Consider the following 24121-nt stretch of genomic DNA (forward strand, 5'->3'; position numbering starts at 1 on the left):
GCTATTCGCCTTTGGCAACAAAGTTGCCATCTTGCATATACGCCTGACGGCTAAACTTAGCCGCTAATGCTAAGTCGTGAGTCACCACCACAAAAGCTGTATTTAAGTCGCGGTTGAGCTCTAAAATTAGTTGGTAGATGGACTCTGTACTGTGGCTATCAAGATTACCGGTAGGTTCATCGGCTAGCACTAAACTCGGCTCATTCACTAAGGCTCTGGCAATAGCGGTACGTTGCCGTTCCCCCCCAGATAGCTCGGCAGGTCGATGCGTTAAGCGATGTCCTAAACCTACACGTTCTAACAAACTCTTTGCTTTGCCATAGGCTACTTTTTTAGGCTTACCAGCTATTAATAGCGGCATTGCTACATTCTCTATTGCCGAAAACTCACCCAACAGGTGGTGAAACTGGTAAATGAAACCTAGCTTTTGATTACGCAGTTTTGCAAGTTGCTTGCTCGTTAAGCCATCGATACGTTGTTTATCAATGCTTACTTCGCCTTCGTTGGCCTCATCGAGCCCGCCAAGAATATGCAATAAGGTACTTTTACCCGAGCCTGAACTTCCAACAATAGCAACCGCTTCTCCTGGGTAAACACTAAAATCTACGCCATGCAGTACTTCGGTAAACTGGCTACCATCTTGGTAAGTTTTACAAATATTTTTTGCCACTAAAACGGGCTGAGCATTAAGCTCACTCATAACGAAGTGCCTCTGCAGGGTGAATTTTGCTGGCTCGCCAAGCGGGATAAATGGTTGCTACAATGCTTAACAGCATGGCAGAAACCGTAATAAAGATAATCTGGTCGCTACGTTGTAATACGGGTAAACCTGCGCCACCTAAATTAGCCGCAAAGTTCAAACCGATTCCCGACATAACCATGTTAATGTTATTGCTCAACCACCAACCACTTAGCGCCCCTACCGCGGCGCCTATACAGCCACTCCAAGCACCTTGCACAACAAACACCATCACAACTTTGTCGCGAGATAAACCCAGTGTTTGCAAAATGGCAACATCACTGCGTTTTTCTCCTACCATCATCACTAGACTAGAAAGAATGTTAAAGGCAGCTACTGCAATAATTAAACAGAACAGCATACCCATCATGTTTTTTTCCATTTTTACTGCAGCAAATAGTTCACCGTAAAATCTTCGCCAATCTTGATATTCAATCGAGGCGGCATCTAACTGTTTAGAGAGGGTTTCAATTTGAAAAGGATCGTCTAAGAAATAACGCTGTTGGCTTACCGCATCCACAGGTGAGCGAAGCAAGCGAGCGCTGTCTTCAATATTCACCAAGATGAACTGTTTATCGACCTCTGCGGCAAACTCAAACACCCCCGATACCACAAAGTTACGTTGTGAAGGCATTTCCCCTAACGGTGTATACACCAGCCTATCGGTGGCCAATAAACGAATAGTATCGCCAAGGCGCACACCTAACGCGTTTGCTACACCAATACCAATAACCGCGTTATAGCTGCCGGCCTGTAAGCTATCCAAGTCACCAATTAGCATTTTTTTACGTAACAACGCTGCATCAGCTTGCTGAGTCACATCAATGCCTTGCATCATTGCGGCATGCAAATTAGTACTGCTTTGCAAGACTACTTCGCTTAATACCAAAGGAGCATTTGCTACGTTGCTTAAGGCACTTGGCGCGAGTTGTTGAGAAGATAACGTGAGATGAGGAACTAAGTTCAAAATACGTTGTTTGAGCTGGTGTTCAAAACCATTCATTACCGAGATCACCGTAATGAGTGCTGCCACACCAAGGGTAATACCCAAGGTAGAGAACCAACTTACAAATGAAGCGAAGCGTTGTTGTTTGGCTCCTCGCGAGAACCGCCATGCTATAAAGCCAATCAATTTCATCGAAGCGGCAGACATCCCTAGGCGTTGTAAAAAATCGCGCTAATCATACCGCGCGCCAGTTAGCCCAACAAGTCAGATCCTTAGCTTAATCACATAAAAAACAAAGATATTCAGTTTATTTGCAATCCGTTACACAACTTGTTGTAATTTCGCCTTCAACTACGCTTTTAAGCATGGTCTATTTGATAACTCGCCGCTCGGCGCTTGTAGGGAAATATGCAGGATCAACAGTATTTTAGTGTTACCCATCAGCTCAACGTTAATCTAGAAACTATTGATAACAGCGCGCTACCTCAGTCAACTGCAGAATTTGAAGCTAGCATTCCCGAGCCATTTATTTTGGCTAACCCCGGTCAACATCAATCATTATTAGGTTTACGGGCCATTAAACAATTGGGCGAAGCCGGTGAGCAATTACTAAGCTATTTACATGCGCAAGAACAAAAGCTGAACCGCGTGCTCAGTTATGTATTAGTCCAACAAGACAGTCCAGCACAGCGCACATTAAGCCAACAATTTGGTGGTTCTGAAATACACTGCTTTTGGAAAGAAGCACTACCGGAAGGCCAATTACTCAAGTTAAAGATTTTTCTACCAGAAGAGTCAACCGCAGTATTTTGTTATGGTGAGGTATTGCAATCAAAGGCGATTGCCCATCGCAGCCAACATCTTATTGAAATAAGCTACAAACTTATTCGCGATGAAGACGTAGAAGCCTTGGTACGAGCAAGCTTACACGTGCAAAGCCAACAACTAAAAGCCCGAGCCGATGCTCGCCTGCAAGCCGACAAATAAGAGTTTTCTGTGTTACTAAATTTACCGTGTCCTGAATCTGCAGGCGATCAAAAACAAGTTAGCAACCTCCCAGGCAGCGCATTGGCGTTTGTTATTCAAGAATATATTGCTCAACTTGACGCCCCAATAGTTATTCTTACTGAAGATACTCGCAGTGCGCTTCAAATCGAGCGAGAAGTAAATGGCTTGCAGCCACAGCGTGCGCTGCATTTATTACCCGACTGGGAAACACTCCCCTACGATACCTTCTCACCTCACCAAGACATTGTATCGCAGCGAATATTAAGCCTTAATCAGTTAAGTCACGATAAAAATAGTGTGCTTATAGCGCCTATTGCCACTTGGCTGCAACGTTGCGCCCCCGCAGAGTTTTTAGCTAAACACAGCTTACAGCTCAAGGTTGGCCAGCAGCTAAATTTGGCGGCATTTAAAGAACGTTTAGTGAGTGCCGGTTATCAGCATGTTGACCAAGTTATGGAGCATGGCGAATTTGCACTACGCGGCAGCTTGCTCGATTTATACCCCATGGGGAGCAACTTTCCTTTTCGTTTAGACTTTTTCGATGACGAACTCGACAGTATTCGTGAATTTGACCCCGACACCCAGCGCAGTGCAGAACAGCACAAAAGCATCACCTTGCTGCCCGCTCATGAGTTCCCAACGGATAATAGCGGTATTGAAACCTTCCGCCAGCAATGGCGAGACCGTTTTGAACCCAGCCGTGATGCAGGTTCTATATACCAGCAAGTATCTAAAGGCATCATGCCGGCTGGTATCGAATACTACTTACCGCTGTTTCATGCGCACACCGAAAGTCTAACTGATCAACTTGCAGCAAATACCGTTATTTTAAAGGTGGGCGATTTAGATCATGCAGGCAAACAGTTTTGGAGCGAATTAGGTGAGCGCTACGAAAACCGCCGCTACGATAAAGCGCGCCCAATCTTGCCGCCCGATGAGCTTTATCAAAGTACCGAGCAGTGCTTTAAAGAATTAAAACTGTTTGCTGGAGTAAAACTACATAAAGGCCCTGCACGTAGCAGCCAAGGCAAACTAAATTTAGACGCGCATACCCTGCCCGATTTAAGTGTTAATCATCGCTTAAATCTTCCCTTACAAGCGCTTAGTCATTATTTAGAGCATCACCCGCAGCCAAAGACCTGCTTTATTGCAGAAACAGAAGGCCGCCGCGAAGCCCTTAAAAACCTGCTAAGCCCACTAAAGCTGCGTTTAAAAGACTACAGCAGCATTGCCGATTTTATTGCCAGCAAAGATAGCTTAGCCATGGTGGTAGCGCCGCTAGACAAAGGCTTTGAGCTCAAAGAACCAAACATACAACTCATTAGCGAAGTAGATTTACTGGGCGATAAGGTTCGCGCTAAACAGCGCAAGGCCTCTAGCAAAACGCTAAATCCCGATGTACTTATTCGCAACTTGGCTGAGCTAACTATTGGTCAGCCGGTGGTTCACATTGAGCATGGTGTGGGTCGTTATTTCGGTTTAACCAGCTTTGAAAATGGCGGCATAAAAACTGAATTTTTAACGCTTGAATATGCTAATCAAGCCAAGCTTTACGTTCCCGTTAATGCATTGCATTTAATTAGTCGCTATTCAGGCGCAAATGACGAAACCGCTCCGCTACATAAACTGGGCAACGACCAGTGGCAAAAAGCCAAACAAAAAGCAGCAGAGAAAATTCGCGATGTTGCCGCCGAGTTGCTGGAAGTTTACGCCAAGCGCGCCGCCAAGCCTGGTTTTGGCTATGAATTAGACGATGCAGCTTATCAGCAGTTTTCGTCAGACTTCCCCTTTGAAGAAACCGATGATCAGCAACAAGCAATTGGGGCCACACTGCAAGACATGCAAACGCCAAATGCCATGGATCGCCTAGTATGTGGTGATGTAGGCTTTGGTAAAACAGAGGTAGCCATGCGCGCAGCGTTTGTGGCGGTGAATGCCGGTAAGCAAGTCGCAGTATTAGTGCCAACCACCCTACTAGCCCAGCAGCATTTCGATAACTTTAGCGACCGCTTTGCTAATTGGCCAATCGAAGTCGCCTCGCTATCGCGCTTTAAAACCACCAAAGAACAAAACCTAGTACTTAAAGACTTAGCCGCCGGCAAAGTCGACATTATTATTGGTACCCATAAGCTACTTAGTAAAGACGTGAAGTATTCCGATTTAGGTTTATTGGTAATAGATGAAGAACACCGTTTTGGAGTAAGGCAAAAAGAACAAATCAAAGCCATGCGGGCTAATATCGATATTCTGACACTAACCGCTACGCCAATTCCGCGTACTTTGAATATGGCGATGAGCGGCATGCGAGATTTATCGATTATTGCCACACCGCCAGCTAAGCGTTTAGCAGTAAAAACCTTTGTTCGCGAACACGACTCAGCTTTAATTAAAGAAGCGATAAGCCGTGAAGTGATGCGTGGTGGCCAAGTTTACTTCCTACATAATAAAGTAGACACCATTGACCGCGTGGCCCAAGAACTACGTGAATGGTTACCGCAAGCCCGTATAACCGTGGCTCACGGACAAATGCGCGAGCGTGAGTTAGAACGAATAATGAGTGATTTCCACCATCAGCGTTTTAACGTTTTGGTGTGTACCACCATTATCGAAACCGGTATCGACATCCCTAGCGCCAACACCATTATTATTAACCGCGCCGACAACTTTGGATTAGCCCAGTTGCACCAATTACGTGGTCGAGTTGGTCGCTCACATCACCAAGCATATGCGTACCTACTCACGCCACCGCCAAAGCTTATCACCAAAGACGCGATTAAACGTTTGGATGCTATTGCCCAGTTAGAAGACTTAGGCGCAGGCTTTACGCTTGCCACTCACGATTTAGAAATTCGGGGAGCTGGCGAGCTATTAGGTGATGACCAAAGCGGACAAATTGAAGCGGTAGGTTTCACCTTGTATATGGAAATGCTTGATAGAGCCGTGACGGCTCTTAAAAACGGCCAAGACTTGAATTGGGACTTAAGCCAAACAGACCAATGCGAGATTGAATTGCGCGTGCCAGCATTGCTGCCTGACGACTATATTTTTGATGTTACTACTCGCCTAACCATGTACAAACGCATTGCCAATTGTGCAGACCAACCAGAAATGCGTGAATTACAAGTTGAACTCATCGACCGCTTTGGTTTACTGCCAGAGCAAGCAAAAAACCTATTTGAAGTACAAAAGCTAAAAATTGAAGCCGAACAACTCGGTATCAAACGGGTAGAAGCAGGACCAAAAGGTGGTGTAGTAGAGTTCGGCGAATCAACAAAAGTTAATGCCGCTTTTCTAGTAAGCCTGTTACAATCACAACCAGCAATTTATCGCCTAGAAGGCGCAAATAAACTTAAATTTGCGGTACCTAGCGACAGCCCAGAACAACGATTAAGCTTGATCGAATCATTATTGGAGCAATTTACTGCCAATGCGACAAACTCTTAAAAATGCCCTGCAGCTAACCACGTTAGCAGCAGTAACACTAACCAGCTTACCGAGTGTTGCTCAAGAACCTCGCTGGTTTGACATAGAAGTTATCTTTTTTAAGCGAAATGTAAGTGTGGAAAGTAGCCAAGAATATTGGCCGCAGCCACAAACGCTAGGCGTAAATACCAGCGAACCATTGCTCGCGCCGCTGTTTGGTTGTAATGATGAGTTAGAGCCCTGCATTGCCCCCCGATTTGATAAGTTACCGGTGAGCATAGACGGTAGAGGCTGGCCTGTCACTGGCTCAACAAAACGCCAAATGCTGAGCAAACAGCAGCTAGAACTAAATGACGAGTTTAATAAGCTTAAACAGCATGCTGCTTTTACGCCCTTACTTCACCTAGGTTGGCGTGAAATTGTTGCCCCGCGTAATCGCGCTAAACACTACCAAATTCAAGCAGGCGAAGATTTCTCGACCCGTTTTAACGAAAATGGACGTTTACTTGGCTCATTAAATTTCTCTGACGATGCAATAATTGAGGAAAGCCAAGGCTTTGATTTAGCTGCTGAAAACATTTCGCTGTTTGACGCCCCCGATACTGCCGTTGGAGCGTTTGATATAGAGCCTGAAGCTGCTGCTGCGATTTGGGAATTAGAAGGCGGCATTCGTGTGTACCTTCAACACTACTTATACATTGAAACAGAGCTGCTGCTTAAGCGACCTGAAGATGTAGAGCTGTTAATTAACGAACCCGAGCAAGAGTTGCTTGATATTAATGCTAGCGAAGAACCGTTAACTACCGAAACTGAACTCAGTACAGTGGTGGTAGAAGCCGCTCTTTCTGATGAAGAAGAGCAGCAACAAGTGGTGTTATTAAGCGCTGATGCTAACAATGTTGAAGCTGGTAGTTTAGTCACTGAGTATCAAACAGAAGAGCAACTACAGAGCTTTAAATTTGATCAAAAACGCCGAGTTCGCTCCAGCGAAATTCACTATTTTGATCATCCGCTAATGGGAATGCTGATTCAAATCCGCCGCAGCCCAGAAGAGCAAACAAACCTAACCAACAGTGCTGAGTCGTTGCCCGTTGCAGATAATGTTGAAGAAAGCCCAGGGGAGAATGAACAAGCACAGCTAACCGAGGATAACTCGCCTGAACCAAGCGCTAGCGCTACGCCAGCATCTTAATTAAACGGTGTTATTAGCAAATCAACCCAGCGTACTGTTTGCCTGTGCGCTGTTAAGCAGAACGTGGTTATTGCTGGCGATTGCCGCCAGCTCTCGCCAAACTGGTGATAAAATACTGGGGCTGCTTTACCCCGACCATTTCTGGTTCTATTTTGGGCTTGCGATGGGCGCCCTGCCACTCACTCGTTTAATCTTCCCTAAGCTATGGCAGAAACTTTCGATACGCTGGCAGTTATGGGGGATCTTAGTTTTACTCCTTGCTGATATAGCGATTCAAGTTCATTCCATAAATCTCAATTTTTGGCGTTTTGAGGCGCTGAATGCAGTCACCTTGTGGATTAGCTTGATGATGATTTTTATCGTGTTTAAGTCTGCGTTAGACAAGCCATAACCCTTAATTTCTCTCCTTACCTAAGCCTCTAAAAAAACTGGGTATTCGGCCCTCAATGGTTACCCTCTCTTTTCTTTCATGAATAAAATTCTTGGTGCTTACTTAGTTTCGCCAACTAAAACACCTTATTGGATTATACTTTTCCTGAGCACTTTCTACCGCTAAGCCAAGATCATAAAGCACCGATAAGGAAATGACATGAATATGCTACGGACTTACCTATTGGCCACTCTACTCTTAACGATTCAAGGATGTACTTCGCCTCAAAAAGAAGTGCCTACCGATCAACTTGATAGCTCTCCCAATATAGTTCGGCATGTCGGTGAGGTATCAAATATTCGCGAAGTAAAGAAAGATGCCTCGTTAGGTAAACAATTTGGCGGCTCGTTTATTGGTGCTTTAGTCGGCGGACAAATTGGTGGTGGAAGTGCTAACGCCATTATAGGTACCGCAGGCGCTTTCATAGGCCAAGACATTACTAACGAAAAATTTGGCGAGTATATTGACCGCCTAATACTGAAAGACAAACAAGGAAAAGAATATAACTGCTTAGTGCATGGTCACGATTTTAAAGTAGGAGATAAAGTGGCTTTTACAGTGGTTGAAAACCATGTGTCCGCGATTATTCACGCCACAGAATAGTAAAAATGACCACATTAATAGGTACTCATATTCTGTGTTAGCTAGTTGTAGGTGTAAGGATCTACTTCTTGGCCCTTCGACGGGCAAGGTAGGATTTCAAAAGAACCATCAGAGTGTATTGATACCTCTGTCATTTTTTCATTACTGAACTATCACCTTCGATACCAGCTTTACCTGATTCAAGCAAGGCTGCTAAGGTAAAGCTGCGTATATCGAACATTACATTCAGCTCGGCTAAATAAGCAGCCCGGGTAAGGTCTCCGATTCGTAAGCGAGGGAGCGATCGATTAGCAATGCAACACAATTTATCTCGCTGAATGACCAGAGAGTTAAAGGTTACACTCTCTGGTGCACATACATCAATAACAACATCGACACTTTCACTGCTCATATCCTCGTAGGTTCCTTGCTCATCGCTGGACAATTCAATCAACATCACACCTATCGCACTATCCTTAAGTGCTATAGCGAGTTTTTATCGTAGCTTATGGAGCATCACCCCTTGGCAATAAACCCTTCAATGTTAAGCAAAGCAACTTGCCGGCTAGAATAAAAGCCTTGTGCTAATGACATTGGAGTTATGTCTCGAACAATGCGGGTAAGCAGCTCTTGGCCAATTGTTTCTAACCGGGAAAGTGCATTGCTTACTGTCTATTGAGTCAGGTCAAGCTGTTCTGCGGCTCGAGTTACTGACTCATACTCATAAGCTGACTTAAAAACACGTAAAAGATTGAGATCAATCTGACTAGACTGAGACATAGAATAAGTGAACGTTGTAAATAGTATCTTGGCTATCATCGAAGGGAAGGTGCTAATTTGCAAGTGTATTGTTCAATACGACGATACTAGTAGCCTATTCTTTCAGCTTACACTTGCACAAAAAAGCAGCTCTTGAGCTGCTTTTAACTAATAAACTTAGTGTAACTTAAGCTTAGGCCTTAATACTTGGTTAATTCGCCCTACTAGCATCATTAAACCCGTTTTCATGTAGCCATGTAAGGCGATTTGATGCATCCGATAAAGAGAGATATACATTACTCGTGCAATGCGCCCTTCAATCATCATAGAGCCTTGCATAAGGTTGCCCATTAGCGAACCAACTGTTGAGTAACGGCTGAGTGATACCAGTGAACCATGGTCTTTGTATTCAAACTCTTGCAGTGGTTTTTCTTCAATTTGGCGCACAATATTTTTAAATACTAAGGTCGCCATTTGATGAGCCGATTGAGCCCGTGGTGGTACAAAACCAGTTTCTCCCATGGCACAACTAGCACAATCGCCAATCGCATAAATATTACTATCGCGCGAGGTTTGCAAGGTTGGGCGAACCACTAACTGGTTAATCCGGTTGGTTTCTAAGCCACCGAGTTCTTTCATAAAATCAGGGCACTTAATGCCTGCCGCCCACACCATCAAGTCAGCTTTAATCAGTTCACCGTCTTTAGTCGTTAGGCCTTCTTCAGTGGCTTCCGTCACCATCGTTTTGGTACGTACGTCCACACCCATTTTCTGTAACTCTGAATGAGCTGAGCTAGATATGCGCACAGGTAATGCCGGGAGAATTTTCTCACCCGCTTCTACTAAGGTTACCGCTAGGCTTGAATGGCTTAGGTTTGGCACGCCATAAGCACGTAGTTGGTCTAAGGCGTTATGCAGCTCAGCAGAAAGCTCTACGCCAGTTGCGCCAGCCCCAACAATAGCAACACGTACTTTTTCGCCCTTTTGCGCTTCGTCATTTTGCGAATACTGTAAAAAGCGATTAAGCATGCGGCGGTGGAATAAATCAGCGCGGCTTGGGTTGTCGAGGAAAATACAATTGTCTTTAACACCTTTGGTATTAAAGTCGTTCGAAACAGAGCCTATGGCCATGATTAGGTAATCGTAATTTAGCTGGCGCGCCGGAAGAACTTCTTTACCCTCTTCGACCATAGCCTTTAAAGTCACCAATTGATCTTCACGATTTACATCAGCCACTTCACCAAGTTGAAATTCAAAGCCATGATTAGCAGCATGTGAGCGATAGCTCAAGGCGTCAATGCCTGCATCTAAAGAGCCGGTAGCCACTTCATGTAATAGCGGCTTCCATAAATGGGTGCGGTTTTTATCTACCAGCACTACGTTAGCTTTTCCGTGTTTACCGAGTTTACGGCCTAAGCGCGTCGCCAGTTCTAAACCACCGGCCCCACCACCAACTACAACGATTCTAGTCATGCTTGAATATTTCCTTGTAACAACTTGAAGTGTTTAGCTCTACTACAAAGGCTTTATTTTTGTTATGCCTTTAACAACTAGCTAAGGTGGGCTCATTATACGTAACTTGATTAAGATCACAAAAAGCGCCCAATAAAAAAGAGGGATTAATTCCCTCTTTTTATGAAAATTTAAGATTCTATAAACTTGGCAGGCGTTTTAAAGACTTTATCAACTGCAGGTGATGGCTGATGTCTTTAAATTTGTGACTTTGTTCTTTGTCCCAAATAACATCGTAATAGGCTTTAAGCTCTTGCTCAGAATGAGAATTGTCCAACACTTCATCGTTCTCTGAGAGCACCACAGTACAATTACCTTTGTTCTTAGTTCTAAACTCAGTAACACACTTTGATGCAATATCAATGTACTCTTCTGGGCGTTCAATTCGGTCTTGCATGTTCTTTTCTGGGTGTAAGTTAGGATTGAAAATCACTGATGGGATCCCGCATAAATAACCAATGCGCTCGCTCCAATAGCCCCCCAAGCCCACACCACAAATCACAACTTCTTCTTCGGCACTTAACATGAGCTGTTTATGCACTTCTTTCAGTAAGTGACTCATATCATGCCGCGGATGAATGGTGCTGTAGCTGATCGGCCGCACATCGGGATCTACAAATTGCAACTGAAGCACTTTTTCATGGTTACCCGGACTTGTTGAATCGAAGCCGTGTAGATAAATAATCATCCTGCAATACCTTCCTTACATTCACACACTAAAACTAAGTGTATTTATAATTGTTACCATTCACTACTCATTTGCACTATTTGTGCAGCACGAGCGGCAATTTCTCGATACTGAGCTTGCGATTCAAGCTCTGACCAACTATGCGCAAACGCTTTACCCACTAAGGTTTCGGCATTCGCAACACAGCTTTGATCTAAGCCATCTAATAAACTAATGCTAGCTTCTCTATCATTACAGGCTAGCAATAAATCACAACCTGCCGCTAAGGCTTGCTGAGCACGATCTATATGATTACCCGCAACTGCAGCGCCCTTCATGCTGAGGTCATCACTAAAAATAAGCCCGTTAAACGATAACTCTTTACGTAGTATTTTTTGCAGCCATATCTGCGAGAACCCTGCAGGCTTGTCATCTACGTCACTGTAAATAACATGGGCAGGCATTACCGCATCGAGTTTGTTCTGAGCAATAAGCGCGGCAAATACTTGCATGTCTTGCTGCTTAATTTCTGCGTATGGGCGCGGATCACGAGCCTCTAAATGGTGAGTATCCGCTTTTACATTGCCATGGCCAGGAAAGTGTTTACCTGTAGCTTTCATACCGGCTAAGTTCATTCCATCAATAAACGCACTTGCGCAACGTATAATCTCGCTAGGACTATTGCTAAAAGCGCGTTGCCCTATTACATCACTAACACCATCAATGTCTAAAACGGGTGCAAAGCTAATATCAATGTCGCAAGCCCGTAACTCTGCAGCCATTAACCAACCCAGTTGCTTAGCCCAGTCTTGGTGAGAAATATGAAGAGTGTCTGCGCCTTTCGCCATCAAGCCCATCGCAGGAATAGCTGAAAATTGCTCTCTAAAGCGCTGTACTCGGCCCCCTTCGTGATCAACAGCAATTAATAAGCGCTGTTTACTCGCAGAGCGAATGGTACGAACTAACTCTAACAACTGAGCCCGATCTTGATAATTGCGGCTAAACAAAATAACGCCAGCCACAAGGGGATGCTGGAGCATCTCGCGCTCCTCAGCGCTCAGCTCCGTACCGAGTAAATCCAAAAACAGAGGTCCCATGTACTAACTACCAACCAAAAGTAGATTTAGTTTCGCCCTTGCGAATTTCAGTTTCGTCAGCCCATTCAACTAACCCTGTTTTTAAGTCCATTAATCGCATAGTCATTTTGTAATAAACGTCTTTGGTTTTCTTGTTAGTTTTTACAATGCTTGAAAGGTTGCCATAAAGCATATACTCAGCACCCACTTGCTGACCAAAAGCAATCGCTTTAGATGGGTCAACTAAACCGCCATCGTTCTGAAAATCAAGCTGTTCACGTACCGCCGTTACGCGTGTCATATCAACAAAGCGGAACTTGCCCGATTGCAGTAATTTAGTGCTAATTGAATCAGTCACTGACTCGGTATCAATATGCTCAGTAGTTTTGTTTTTAATGCGTTCAACAAACACAATCGGGCGATTGTTATTGGTAATATCGGTTAGCAGTGGTGACGAAATCATCGAATCTGTCATTTCACCGGCAATTTTTTGTAAGTCGGTTGAGCCAAAAGCAACATCTACTGTTTCAACTTCCTGCGGGTCGCCATAGCTTACCTGGGTAGAACAACCACTTAAGGTAAGGGCTAGTACAGATGCAGCGAGTACGAGTTTTTTCATGGGATATCTCTCTGTTATTTAACTTCTCTAACATAAATTTTGAAATGGCTCGCGATATTTACCAAGGCAACTGATTGCACTTGAATTTGTTGCTTGCCGTGTAAGCTTAGAGGCGTCCATGCGGTAGTTGCACTATTAATTTGCATGTTGTTACTGTCATACCAGTAAAAACGATACTGCAAATCTAAGTCACCTTTGAATAAAGATTGTATTGTTGCCACACCGCGCAAGCGGTCCATTCCTTGGTGAGTAGCAGCATCTAGAACGGTGAGTTTTCGACCCAAGCTAATATTGTCTACAATTAGCCATTGCTTTCCGTCGGGCTTATCTGAATCTGCCGAAATGCCAGAAGTATCGGTGGTACAGCCTACGACAAGCAGTGCGGTTAATAACAGCAAATATTTCATAGCTTTACCCTCTTTATAAATTAAATATTTGAGCTGGAGAGCCCAAATCATTAGTCAGTATTAAGGTTACTCTACCAGCAGTTATATTAATTGCTGCTTGGTTTTGCAACAAGCCTTCAAATTCTAGAGTATGTTCGCCAGCAGGCAGAGGCTTAATCGCCACTTGCGCCAAGGCTGGTAAGGTTTGCCAATTGCGTGTATCAGCCCGTTCAGACGCAATGTTGTACACATTCACCAACGCGTTTGCCCAGTTTTCATCGTCATCTGCTTTATCTTTATTCACTTCACGACGAAATTGATCTTTGGTTATCACACGTAAAATTTGCCGCAGTAATATTGCGGGTAGATCTTGTTGTAACTGCTTAGCTGCTAGCTCATCAAACTGCACTAAGCGCTCACTGGAGAATCGTTCGTTACCCACTTTCATCCATTGCGGTATAGCTATTTGCGCATTCCCTGAAATAACGGGTAGCGCAACTGTGTAGGTTTCCCAACGATTATGATTATATAGGGGTAAAGTAAAGCGAGCCTCTTGGCGCGCTGCCACAATTGATTGTTCGTGCAACAAAACCAATAACCCTTCCTGCTTGGTTAAGGCTTTAGGTTTGGCTGGTGTGTATTCTTGGTAATCGCTCATGGCTAGCTTGTGGCCCAAGCGAGCGACCTCTGCTTGCAAATAACCATTGTTTGGCGCTAGTGCTAGCGCTTTGCGGTAATCAATGTAAGCATCATCTTCTTGCCCTGCGGCCAAATATAAAGCGGCTGATAGCGTAAAGCTCAAGCCGTTTTGAAAGGCGTTCGCTAAGGCTTTGTCTTGAGTTTTTAGCTGCGGGTAATCCGTCATTAGTTCGTCATATTGCGACTTGTAATCACGCAGTTGCTCTTCTAAGGTCACTGGCACTTCTTGCATAGCTTGCTGTTGAATCAACCCGGCGCGGCGGATTTCAATCAAGGCAGACTCCAAACCATCGCTGTGCAAGTAATTGATGGCTTGATAATGATGTAACATCACTTGCTCGTAAACCGGCACATGATACTCAATAAAGTTGTCGTTGGTTGCTAAGGCTGAAACATTTTGTAAGCCGGTAGATAACCGATACTCCGCTTGGCGCGACAGCCAAGTAAGCTGCTCATCAACGTGGGTAAAATGAGCCTGACTGCCAGAAAAGTCACCCGCTAGATAAGATAAGCGGCCTTTTTCCAACTGCTTAAGATAGTAGTTATTATCGCTTTTACTGCCTTCAGAAATAAGGTCCGAGGCTAACTCGAACTGCCCAGACCCCATTTGATAACGACTAGCATTAAGTTGCTCGTCGTAACTCACAAAAAGATCACTAAAAACTGCGGTACTACAACCAACCAGCAATAAGCTGGTAAAAAAAGCGAAAGCGATAGCTTGTTTGTTCATCTTGCTATAGAACGCAGTGTTACGAGTATGTAAAACGCGCCACTTGATGGGCGATGAATCAGCCATTAATGCGTTCCAAAAACCAGATGTTCGGGAGAAGTCTATTTATAAACTATTTTACGAGCTAGACCTAATCTAGCGCGAAGTATTTCTACAAATTGCTTGTGATTGTTCTATATTTGTACAATTTATTTTGCTTTATATTTTAAAAGGTAAAGTCTTTGTTAAGTTGGCCGCTATTATCAGTATAAAAGGGCTTCCAGCGTCTAGAGTTGTGATCTCTTGCATAGTAAGAATAGCCAACTAAAGGCATACTTTTTACTAAATAAAATAATATAAAAACTATAAATAGCTAACAGATCGGTTGGTCGAGGAATTATGAAAAAAAAGTCACTAAACGTAGCCTCATCGCTCCAATTTTTTAAAAACATTTCTATTGTTCATCGGGTAAACATCGGATTTGGTTTTTTGGTTCTAATGATGGTGTTAACTAATGTATTGTCACTCCAAACAGGCAGCCAGTTTAACCAACAACTTGATGTAGTGACCGAAGAAGCTACACCTTTGGTTATTCAAAGTAGTGAGTTTGCCGTTGATTTGCTGACCGCAGACAAATACTTTAAAGATGCATTAACCTCTGCTGATACTAAGGTTATCAAAGCAAGCAGCGAGTCGTTTGAGCAAAGTGAATTAGTGTTCATTTCATCTTTAGGCACCCTGCGCTCGATGGCCGAAGGCAACGCTGAATTAGAAGCTCGTTTAGACACGCTAAACAGCCTAGATCAGAACTACTTTCAAGTTGCTAAACAAGTAATGGATGACAACTTAAATTACTTGTCGGAACTGAAATCAGTAAAGCGTAGCTCCAACCAACTCACGGTAATGTTGCCACAGCTCAAAAAGAACCTGTCAGACAAAGTGGTAGAGCTAAACGATGACTACATTCGTTGGGCAGCCGAAAGCTTTCTGAATGCAATGGCGGTAATTGAGCTAAACACTTTGGAAGGTTTAAACACTGTAGAGTCTAAAAAAATTGCAGTGATTTTGAAGCGAAATAACAAGCTTATAAAAAACTTCATGAGCGCCACCTCTGATTTAGAAGACGAAATTCCAGAGTTGCGCAACGATATGGGTCACCAAATTGACCAGTTTGTAAAAGACTCAACCAAAGATGATGGCGTACTTGCCAACCATTTAGAAGTCGCCAAAGTTAAAGAAGCCATCTCACTACGAGTAGCTGATACTGCAGTGCAAATTACCGATGCCATTAGCCAGCTTTCAGCGATCAATGATATTGCAAATGCTCAAGTCGATATGGCGGCGTCTAATGCAAATAAGATGCTTGAATCAAGCCGTATTCAGCTAATAACTGCGATGATTATTGCCATTCCTTTAGCGTTACTCGTTGCTTGGAACGTGGCGGGTTCAATCAAACAACCGCTTAATCAGTTGCTTAAAACGCTTAAGGCAGCTGCAGCGGGAGACATGACGGAAACGGTAAACTACCAAAGTACTAATGAGTTTGGCCAACTTGCAGATTCAGCCAACAGTATGATGGAGCAGATGCGCTCGGTGCTAAATGACATAAGCCAAGCGGCAGAAAGCCTGTCGAATGTATCTCAGGGTAACTCCACGACCCTAAATACCGCTAAAGAAGAGCTAAATAATCAACGTCAAGAAACGGCCTCTGTTGCCGCCGCCATGACCGAGATGGAACAATCGGTAAGAGAAGTAGCCAAGAGCGCGAACATTACTTTGGAAAAAGTAATGGAAGTGGAAGAGGCCTCTAACTCTGGTCGTCAGATCATGAGCAATAACATCACGACTACCCATCAACTGTCTGAAAAACTGGGGCATAGTAGCTCAGTAATCGGCGAAGTAGATAGCATGAGCAATAGCATTGGTTCTATCTTAGATGTGATTCGCGGTATCGCAGACCAAACCAACCTACTTGCATTAAACGCTGCCATTGAAGCCGCACGTGCGGGTGAGCAAGGTAGAGGTTTTGCGGTTGTTGCCGACGAAGTAAGAGTGCTGGCACAAAAAACCACTAACTCAACAACAGAGATTCAATCAATGATTGAAAACCTGCAGAAAAGTGCCCAACGTGCAGTATCGGTAATGTCTGAATGTTCATCAGAAATGCAGGCCAGCATCTCACAATCATCAGATGCCAACGGCGCAATGGAAGAAATTCAGGGAATTATTACCCAAATTTCGGATATGAGTAGCCAAATTGCCGCAGCAGCAGAACAGCAGCAAGCCACTGGCGCGGAAATATCGAATAACTTAAATCGCATTTCCGATATTAGTGACGAAAACTACCAAAGCATTGAAATTGTCACCAGCACCAGTGAAGAACTGGGTGGGCTGGCACAACAACAAGACTCATTGGTAAAACGTTTTACCTTGTAAACAATGAGCTAACACTAAAAAGGCTCCTAACTAGGAGCCTTTTTTTATCGATAAACTTCTGAAATTGCGCCTTTACCTACGCCTTCGTAAGCAATCACTTTTAACGTATGCCCATCCATCGCTTTAGATAAGGTTTGCGCAATATAAGCGGCTAAGTTCTCTACCGTTGTCTCACAGGGCAAAATATCGGTTTCTTGCTTAGGCACCACTAACTCAAAAAAGCCCTGGGGGGATTGGTAGGCAAAGGCGTAATGCTGCTGCCATTCCTGTCGCTGATAAAAACTAATATCATTTGCTGATATCTCATCATTGGCGCTACCGAGATAGATGTTACGCCATTTCATTGCCCAGCTAGTGGCTAGGTCTACATCACCCTCTGCATCCACTAAAATTTCTATCGTCGAGCGGTGACCATGAGCAATTCGCTGACAATTACCATCGTGTTTCTTCAATCCGTGACTGTAGTGGTAGTACGGTCCGTCGATCGCTTCATGACGCAAGTTAATGCTTATATCTTGTATATTGCTGGGTAATTGTTCGAGCACCACTGCTTTAACGTAAGCCGTTAAGGCTTCGTTGCTCACTTCAACCGCGTCAATAAATGTGTAGGCTTCATCGGGGCAGCGTAAGTGAATGCTTTTACCATGTGGACGTTGGAAGTCTAATTGCGTGTAGCCTTCGCTGTTGCTTACCTTACACAATGGAGAGCGACGAGGAACCAATAGTTTATGGTCCACTTTATCGTCGATTAACCGTTTAATCAGTTTTTTAACCTGGCCAAAATCAAGCAGCATATCCATATCATTTAGCGATCCGCCCAATTCAATATCCACTAACCAACTTTCCCCCACTAAACCTCGGTCTGGACATAAGTAGGTTGAGTCAATCACTGTTAAGTCTTTTACAAATAGTTTCATATTGCAGTCCGTTATCGCTAATGCGGCACATTATAGCCACAACGGCACCATTTAGGCAGTTGCTTCTCAATCTCAACAAGCGGAAAAACCAAAATTCAACTAACTGTGATAAGGTTTAACCATGTTGAATAATCACTAGATAACGCCGTGGACCCGATAGCGCCTGAGTTACTCAATGAGTTTAATGCCCTTCCCTGCCAAACCGAAGTGCACTTGCAGATCCCTACCCCAACTAACCCTTTGCGCTTACGTAGTCGCTTGATTGGTATTGAACCAGGTATGTGCGTGATTCTATCTAGAGGCATGGACCAACAATGGGAAGCGGCTAGAGACTTAATTCGCGAAGGTCAATCTATTGTGGTGAGAATCGTTAATGAAGGCGATCCAAACGCTACTATTTTTGCTTACCGCGGCTCAATTTCAAAGTTAATGAGCAGTGTAGGACGCTGGGTGGTATTAGATTATCCCCGTAATATCCAAAAAATTAGTTTGCGACAACATAGCCGTTTACCGGTGTCGCTACCCTGTAGAATGCAAAGTGAAAGCGACAGCAATGAATCTTTTAAAGGCTTACTCAAAGACTTATCGCTAAATGGTGGTGGCTTTATAAGCGCTCCAATACCATTACCCCTAACAAAACGAAGCTTTAATTTACACCTGCCTATAGATGAATATAAAACATTAAGCATAAAGGCAAGTATTTGTAACCAACACTTAGAACAACGATCCCCTGAACGGGTTCATTACGGGCTGAGCTTTGATGCAGATGAGTCGGTAAAACAAAAATTTATTCAAACGGCCCTGCTAGAGATTGTTCAACGCGAAAACAAAACCCCAAATTAAATCTTATTCTTTTCCCCAGAGCTAAGTTTATTTTAAGCAAAAAAAAGCGACCCGAAGGTCGCTTTGAATTAACGGTCAACTTCTAGTCTTTGTTGTACTTGGCAGTACGTGGGAACGCAATGCCATTACTGTCAAACAAGTAGCTAGCTTTAGTTGGTAAGCCAACACGTAACTCATCACCATTGTTCGTTGGGAATTCGCTACGCGCTTTAAAGGTGAAATCAAAGCCTTTAACGTCCATGTAAACGTAAGACTCTGCACCTAGGTGCTCGGCAACTACTACAGTACCTGTAATAAAGTTCTCTGCATGAGCATGGGTATCTTCAACCAAATGCTCAGGGCGGCAACCAAACTCAACAGCATCACCAACGCTTGCACGGCTTGTATCTACCGCAGCGCTAACAATATCGCCAGTTACCAGTTTAATTTTACTTTCTTGCTCGCCTACTTCTACAATTTCACCTTCAATGAAGTTCATTTTCGGTGAACCAATAAACCCAGCAACAAATTTGTTTGCTGGGTTATGGTATAGATCAAGCGGTGAACCATATTGCTCTAAGTTTGTAGCAGCATTTGGATCTAATGGGCTTAGTACTACAATTTTATCCGCCAAGGTCATCGCTTCCACTTGGTCGTGAGTAACGTAGATGATGGTTGATTGTAGTTCTTTATGAAGCTTGGCAATCTCAATACGCATTTTCACACGAAGTGCAGCATCTAAGTTTGATAACGGCTCATCGAACAAGAAGACACCTGGTTGTTGTACGATACAGCGACCAATTGCAACACGTTGGCGCTGACCACCACTTAGCTCTTTTGGCTTACGGTCAAGTAAAGGATCTAGGCCTAAAATATCTGAAGCGTTATTAACACGCTTTTCAATAATACTTTTTTCTACTTTTTTCAGCTTAAGACCAAACGACATGTTCTCGCGTAGGTCCATGTGTGGGTATAAAGCGTAAGATTGGAATACCATACCTACGTTACGTTCAACTGGTGGCACGTCATTCATGAAGTTACCGCCGATATTAAGCTCACCGCTTGTAATATCTTCTAAGCCAGCAATCATACGTAACAGCGTTGATTTACCACAACCTGATGGACCAACGAATACTACAAACTCGCCATCTTGAATGTCTAAGTTAATATCACGCAAGGTATCTTGGTGAATTGCCGGGTCGTAGTTTTTACGTACATTTTTTAGAATTACATCAGCCATTATTAGCTCCAAACTGAATAAAGCGTCGCTTTACTCGCAATCAATCTTGTTTTGCGTAGCTGCATTCGCAGCTACGCCCAAATAATTTAACCTTTAACACCGCCAGCTGTTAACCCGCCGACCAACCAACGTTGAGCCATGAGGAACACCAGGGTGATAGGGAATCCAGACAAAACAGCTGCAGCGGCGAAATCGCCCCACAAGTAGTTTTGCGGATAGAGATATTGTTGAGCACCTACAGCGAGTGTGAGTTTATCAACGTCTTGCATCAGTACTGAGGCCATTGGAACCTCGGTAATAACACCGATAAATGCAAGAATAAACACAACCGCCAAAATAGGCACAGAAAGCGGTAACAATACCAATCTAAACGCTTGCCATGGAGTTGCACCGTCAATCGCTGCAGACTCTTCTAGCGCTGGGTCAATCGTTTCGAAGTAGCCTTTAATAGTCCACACGTGAAGTGCGATACCACCAAGGTAAGCGAAGATTAAACCACCGTGAGTGTTTAGACCCAACCAAGGAATATATTCACCAATCTTATTGAACAAGGCGTAAATTGCCACCAAGGCCAAAACAGATGGGAACATTTGGAAAATCAACATACCGTTAAGAATGGTTGCCTTACCTCTAAAACGCATACGAGCAAACGCGTAAGCACTTGTGGTAGAAAGAGCAACAATTAACAAGGCTGAAATACCCGCAACTTTAATCGAGTTCCATAACCAGGTAAGTACTGGGAATGGAGGCGGAGTTAGTGAGCCATCAGGGTTTACAACAGTAATCCCTAAAGCCAAACGCCAGTGATCCAAAGTTGGGTTTGAAGGAATCAATTCACCTACCGCAAAGTTACCCGTACGGAAAGAAATAGTGATTACCATTAATAATGGAAAAATAATTAAACATAGAAACAAACATAGCACTACGTGAGTAGCTAGTTTTCTATATTTCAATGATTTAGGTTGAACCATTGCCATAGTAGCTTCTCCTTATGCCGTCTTATCAGCTTTAGTTAGTTTCAAGTTAATCAATGCTAGTGCACCAACCACAATAAAGATTAATGTCGCAATCGCACTGGCTAGACCATAATCCTGACCACCATCACCTTGGAAGGCAATTCGGTAGGTGTAGCTTACGAGCAAGTCGGTTGTACCAGCTGGTGTTGAAGCACCGATAATGTCTGGGCCACCATTTGTTAACAACTGAATCAATACAAAGTTGTTAAAGTTGAAGGCGAATGATGCAACCAACAATGGCGTTAGTGGTTTCATCAATAGTGGAACAGTAATGTTGAAGAAGTTACTGATTGGGCCTGCACCATCCATTGAAGACGCTTCATACAGGTCTTCAGGAATAGATTTAAGCATACCTAAACATAAGATCATCATGTATGGGTAACCTAACCAAGTGTTCACAATCAAAATCATTGACTTAGCCATGATAGGATCGGTGAACCAATCCGGCTTAACGCCAAATAGTGACTCTAAAATACCGTTAATCTCACCAAAGTTTTGGTTGAACAAACCTTTAAATACCAAGATTGAGATAAACGCGGGAATTGCATAGGGGAGAATAAGCACCACGCGATAAAAAGCGCGACCTTTAAGCTCTTCCCATTGAATTAGACAGGCTAACACCATGCCAATAGCTAACGTTAGAGCTACTGAAACACCGGCAAAAATAACCGTCCAAATGAAGATTTCAATAAACGGTTCTTTAATACCTTTATCGGTAGCAACACGTTCAAAGTTTTTCCAACCAACACCTACAGTGAAACCAGGTGCTAAACGACTACCAACAAACTCACCATCACCATCGATGTATTGGAAGTAACCTGTTTCCATGTTCGGCAGCATAAGCTCGCCAGTTTGGTTGTTACGGAGAATAGAAGGACCAGGTAAAATGGCACCACTTTCTTTAAGTACTACACCATCGGCTAAGCGAGAATATAGTGGTTTCATTGCTGAGAACTTGCGTAGACCGTTCATGACTAATTCATCAGCTTCAGGCGTGACTAGCACGATGTTGTTGAAGAATTGGCGATGAGCAATGATTTCTTTAATCGGGGCTTTTTCACTAGTAGGTAAAGCGTCTACTGCTTGCAACTTAATCCGTTTAGTTTCAAGAGTAAGCTTTCTAGCGCGAACATCGGCGTTAGAAACAACTTCAACAGGACGAGTCACAAATAACTTATCGTCTTGAGAAAGTGCTAATACGTATTTACCTTCTGCTGCTTGATGCAACTGGAAGCCAAATGAACCGCCTTTAGCCATGTAAGTCTTCTGGGTATGCAACTGCTCTACACGCTCTAGCGATAACAAGTTTGTTCCGCTGTAGTTAGTAAACGCAATGCCTATCGTATAAGCCAGAGGGAAAATGATGAAGACCACCATCCCAGCAATACCAGGGAAGATATATCGGTGGGCATACATTTTTTTAGTAGTAAAAACATACACACCGGTAGAAACAACAACAAGGGTGAGCAATGCAAATGCATATTCACCACCTGCATACATCAAAACAATTGCATAGCCGTTAAGCAACACAATCGCTGTGATCAGCAGCAGTTTTAGCCAGGCATACTTGCCCTGCATAAAACCTGGAGACGCAGAAAGACCCATCTTATGTACAACCTTTGTATTTGACCGAAATTAATAAAGAGGAGGATAGACCAATATCCTCCTCCTGACCGAAATAATATGACCGTATTATTTCGCTATGCGACGCGCAGCGGCGTCTAGAGCTTTCTCTAGAGGTTGACGACCACTAGTGATGTTGGTTAGTGATGTTGCCATCGCAGACCAGAATTTACCCATAGCAGCTACGTTAGGCATTGGCTCACCATCTTGAGCGTTTGCGAAAGTTGCAGCGATGCGAGGGTCACTTGAAAGTTCTTCCATGTACGATTTAAGTGCAACAGCACCTAGTGGTACATCGTCATTTACAGACTTCAAGCCTTCATTAGTAACAAGGTAGTTTTCTAAGAACTCTACCGCTAAATCAGCGTTTGGTGACGCAGAGTTAACTGCACCTGCTAAAACACCAACCATTGGCTTAGCTTTGTTACCGTTGATAGTTGGAATATAAGTTACACCGTAGTTGATGCCACTTTTTTCCATGTTATCCCAAGCCCATGGACCGTTGATAACCATGGCTACTTCGCCTTTGTTAAAGGCAGAGTCCATTACACCGTAGTCAGCACCTTTAGGCATGTGACCATTTTCGATTAGGTCTTTAATTACTTTAGCGCCCATTTTCGCGCCATCTGTAGCTACACCGGTATCTTTAACATCGTAAGATCCGTTTTCATATTTGAAGATGTAACCACCGTTCGCAGCCAATAGTGGCCATGAGAAGTAAGTGTTGTTGTAATCCCAAAGAATTGCGTGCTTACCAGACTCTTGAAGTTTAGCGTCTAGTGCTGGAATCTCTTCCCATGTTTTAGGAGGAGTAGGTACTAGGTCTTTGTTGTAGATAAGACCTACAGCTTCGATAGCAATAGGGTAACCGTAAACTTTACCGTCGATAGTAACAGCGTTCCAAGCGAAGTCTTCAACTGCTGCTTTCTTTTCAGCACTTGGCTTAAGCTCTGTTAATAAACCAGCGTCAACCCAGTCGCCGAAACGGTCGTGTGCCCATAAAAAGATGTCTGGACCAGAGCCTGTAGAAGCAGCTTGCTGGAATTTACCAGGGGCATCATCAGGGTGAGCAACACTTACTTTAACACCAGTATCAGCTTCAAAGCGTTTACCTACTTCAGCTAAACCGTTGTAGCCTTTATCACCATTTACCCAAATGGTTAACTGGCCTTCTTCAATCGCAGCAAAAGCATTAGATGCCATGCCTAAAGAAGCAACCGCTATAGCAGATGCAAGAATTGTCTTTTTCATTAGCCTTTCCTTAACTGTCGTTATGATTATAATTTTGGGTCGCAATGTTACTTGCTGCGCTTGATTCTA

21 protein-coding genes are annotated in these 24121 nt (G+C 43.7%); 7 read left to right on the forward strand and 14 right to left on the reverse strand.

Going from position 1 to position 24121, the window contains the following annotated elements:
• Position 1: 1 nt before the first annotated feature.
• Together lolD and FFR00_RS08795 are read right to left on the reverse strand one after the other, a co-directional pair.
• Positions 2-700, reverse strand: coding sequence for a lipoprotein-releasing ABC transporter ATP-binding protein LolD (gene lolD / locus FFR00_RS08790; protein ID WP_137673017.1), 699 nt, complete (start codon positions 698-700; stop codon positions 2-4).
• Positions 693-1877 carry a lipoprotein-releasing ABC transporter permease subunit gene (locus FFR00_RS08795; RefSeq protein ID WP_137673018.1) on the reverse strand — a complete coding sequence of 395 codons (1185 nt, stop codon included), beginning with the start codon at positions 1875-1877 and terminating at the stop codon, positions 693-695. The genes lolD and FFR00_RS08795 overlap by 8 nt, the downstream gene beginning before the upstream one ends.
• 216 nt (positions 1878-2093) lie before the next feature.
• Between FFR00_RS08795 and FFR00_RS08800 the strand changes: the two genes are divergently transcribed.
• The 5 genes from FFR00_RS08800 to FFR00_RS08820 all read left to right on the forward strand — a co-directional run bounded on the left by FFR00_RS08800 (position 2094) and on the right by FFR00_RS08820 (position 8341).
• A complete protein-coding gene (locus FFR00_RS08800) occupies positions 2094-2672 on the forward strand; it encodes a hypothetical protein (RefSeq protein ID WP_137673019.1) in 579 nt (192 codons plus the stop codon).
• Positions 2673-2681: 9 nt separating this feature from the next.
• A complete protein-coding gene (gene mfd, locus FFR00_RS08805) occupies positions 2682-6137 on the forward strand; it encodes a transcription-repair coupling factor (RefSeq protein WP_137673020.1) in 3456 nt (1151 codons plus the stop codon).
• Positions 6121-7308 carry a peptidoglycan binding protein CsiV gene (locus FFR00_RS08810; protein WP_137673021.1) on the forward strand — a complete coding sequence of 396 codons (1188 nt, stop codon included), beginning with the start codon at positions 6121-6123 and terminating at the stop codon, positions 7306-7308. Before mfd ends, FFR00_RS08810 begins: the two co-directional genes overlap by 17 nt.
• Before the next feature lie 7 nt (positions 7309-7315).
• Positions 7316-7699 (forward strand): DUF2919 family protein, encoded by a 384-nt coding sequence (locus FFR00_RS08815; RefSeq protein WP_137673022.1) that lies wholly within the window; start codon positions 7316-7318, stop codon positions 7697-7699.
• Between the two features lie 198 nt (positions 7700-7897).
• Entirely contained in the window at positions 7898-8341 is a 444-nt protein-coding gene (locus FFR00_RS08820; RefSeq protein ID WP_137673023.1) for a hypothetical protein, read from the forward strand.
• A 130-nt stretch (positions 8342-8471) separates the two neighbouring features.
• Here FFR00_RS08820 and FFR00_RS08825 read toward each other — a convergent pair whose 3' ends face one another.
• The 7 genes from FFR00_RS08825 to FFR00_RS08855 form a co-directional block, all read right to left on the reverse strand.
• Positions 8472-8732, reverse strand: a complete 261-nt coding sequence (locus tag FFR00_RS08825) for a hypothetical protein (RefSeq protein WP_161985128.1) — start codon at positions 8730-8732, stop codon at positions 8472-8474.
• Positions 8733-9256: 524 nt separating this feature from the next.
• Positions 9257-10552, reverse strand: a complete 1296-nt coding sequence (locus FFR00_RS08830; RefSeq protein ID WP_137673025.1) for an NAD(P)/FAD-dependent oxidoreductase — start codon at positions 10550-10552, stop codon at positions 9257-9259.
• A 178-nt stretch (positions 10553-10730) separates the two neighbouring features.
• Positions 10731-11279 carry an alpha/beta hydrolase YcfP gene (gene ycfP, locus FFR00_RS08835; protein WP_137673026.1) on the reverse strand — a complete coding sequence of 183 codons (549 nt, stop codon included), beginning with the start codon at positions 11277-11279 and terminating at the stop codon, positions 10731-10733.
• A gap of 53 nt (positions 11280-11332) precedes the next feature.
• Positions 11333-12355 (reverse strand): beta-N-acetylhexosaminidase, encoded by a 1023-nt coding sequence (gene nagZ, locus FFR00_RS08840; RefSeq protein WP_137673027.1) that lies wholly within the window; start codon positions 12353-12355, stop codon positions 11333-11335.
• Between the two features lie 7 nt (positions 12356-12362).
• Positions 12363-12953: a penicillin-binding protein activator LpoB gene (gene lpoB, locus FFR00_RS08845; protein ID WP_137673028.1), complete on the reverse strand. Its 591-nt coding sequence runs from the start codon at positions 12951-12953 to the stop codon at positions 12363-12365.
• A 14-nt stretch (positions 12954-12967) separates the two neighbouring features.
• Positions 12968-13360 carry a YcfL family protein gene (locus tag FFR00_RS08850; protein ID WP_161985129.1) on the reverse strand — a complete coding sequence of 131 codons (393 nt, stop codon included), beginning with the start codon at positions 13358-13360 and terminating at the stop codon, positions 12968-12970.
• A 13-nt stretch (positions 13361-13373) separates the two neighbouring features.
• Entirely contained in the window at positions 13374-14834 is a 1461-nt protein-coding gene (locus tag FFR00_RS08855) for a COG3014 family protein (RefSeq protein WP_137673030.1), read from the reverse strand.
• A gap of 312 nt (positions 14835-15146) precedes the next feature.
• Between FFR00_RS08855 and FFR00_RS08860 the strand changes: the two genes are divergently transcribed.
• A complete protein-coding gene (locus tag FFR00_RS08860; protein WP_137673031.1) occupies positions 15147-17183 on the forward strand; it encodes a methyl-accepting chemotaxis protein in 2037 nt (678 codons plus the stop codon).
• A gap of 44 nt (positions 17184-17227) precedes the next feature.
• Here FFR00_RS08860 and FFR00_RS08865 read toward each other — a convergent pair whose 3' ends face one another.
• Complete coding sequence (locus FFR00_RS08865; RefSeq protein ID WP_137673032.1) at positions 17228-18100, reverse strand: 6-carboxytetrahydropterin synthase; 873 nt, start codon at positions 18098-18100, stop codon at positions 17228-17230.
• Positions 18101-18247: 147 nt separating this feature from the next.
• Between FFR00_RS08865 and FFR00_RS08870 the strand changes: the two genes are divergently transcribed.
• Positions 18248-18943, forward strand: a complete 696-nt coding sequence (locus FFR00_RS08870) for a flagellar brake protein (RefSeq protein WP_137673033.1) — start codon at positions 18248-18250, stop codon at positions 18941-18943.
• A gap of 82 nt (positions 18944-19025) precedes the next feature.
• Here the strand turns inward: FFR00_RS08870 and FFR00_RS08875 are convergent, their stop codons facing one another.
• The 4 genes from FFR00_RS08875 to malE all read right to left on the reverse strand — a co-directional run bounded on the left by FFR00_RS08875 (position 19026) and on the right by malE (position 24052).
• Complete coding sequence (locus FFR00_RS08875; RefSeq protein ID WP_137673034.1) at positions 19026-20162, reverse strand: ABC transporter ATP-binding protein; 1137 nt, start codon at positions 20160-20162, stop codon at positions 19026-19028.
• 86 nt (positions 20163-20248) lie between these two features.
• Positions 20249-21139: a maltose ABC transporter permease MalG gene (gene malG, locus FFR00_RS08880; protein ID WP_016402572.1), complete on the reverse strand. Its 891-nt coding sequence runs from the start codon at positions 21137-21139 to the stop codon at positions 20249-20251.
• A gap of 12 nt (positions 21140-21151) precedes the next feature.
• Positions 21152-22783: a maltose ABC transporter permease MalF gene (gene malF, locus FFR00_RS08885; protein WP_137673035.1), complete on the reverse strand. Its 1632-nt coding sequence runs from the start codon at positions 22781-22783 to the stop codon at positions 21152-21154.
• A gap of 87 nt (positions 22784-22870) precedes the next feature.
• Entirely contained in the window at positions 22871-24052 is a 1182-nt protein-coding gene (malE, locus tag FFR00_RS08890) for a maltose/maltodextrin ABC transporter substrate-binding protein MalE (protein ID WP_137673036.1), read from the reverse strand.
• Between the last annotated feature and the right edge of the window lie 69 nt (positions 24053-24121).

The organism is Agarivorans sp. Toyoura001, assembly GCF_005405585.1.
GTDB lineage: Bacteria > Pseudomonadota > Gammaproteobacteria > Enterobacterales > Celerinatantimonadaceae > Agarivorans.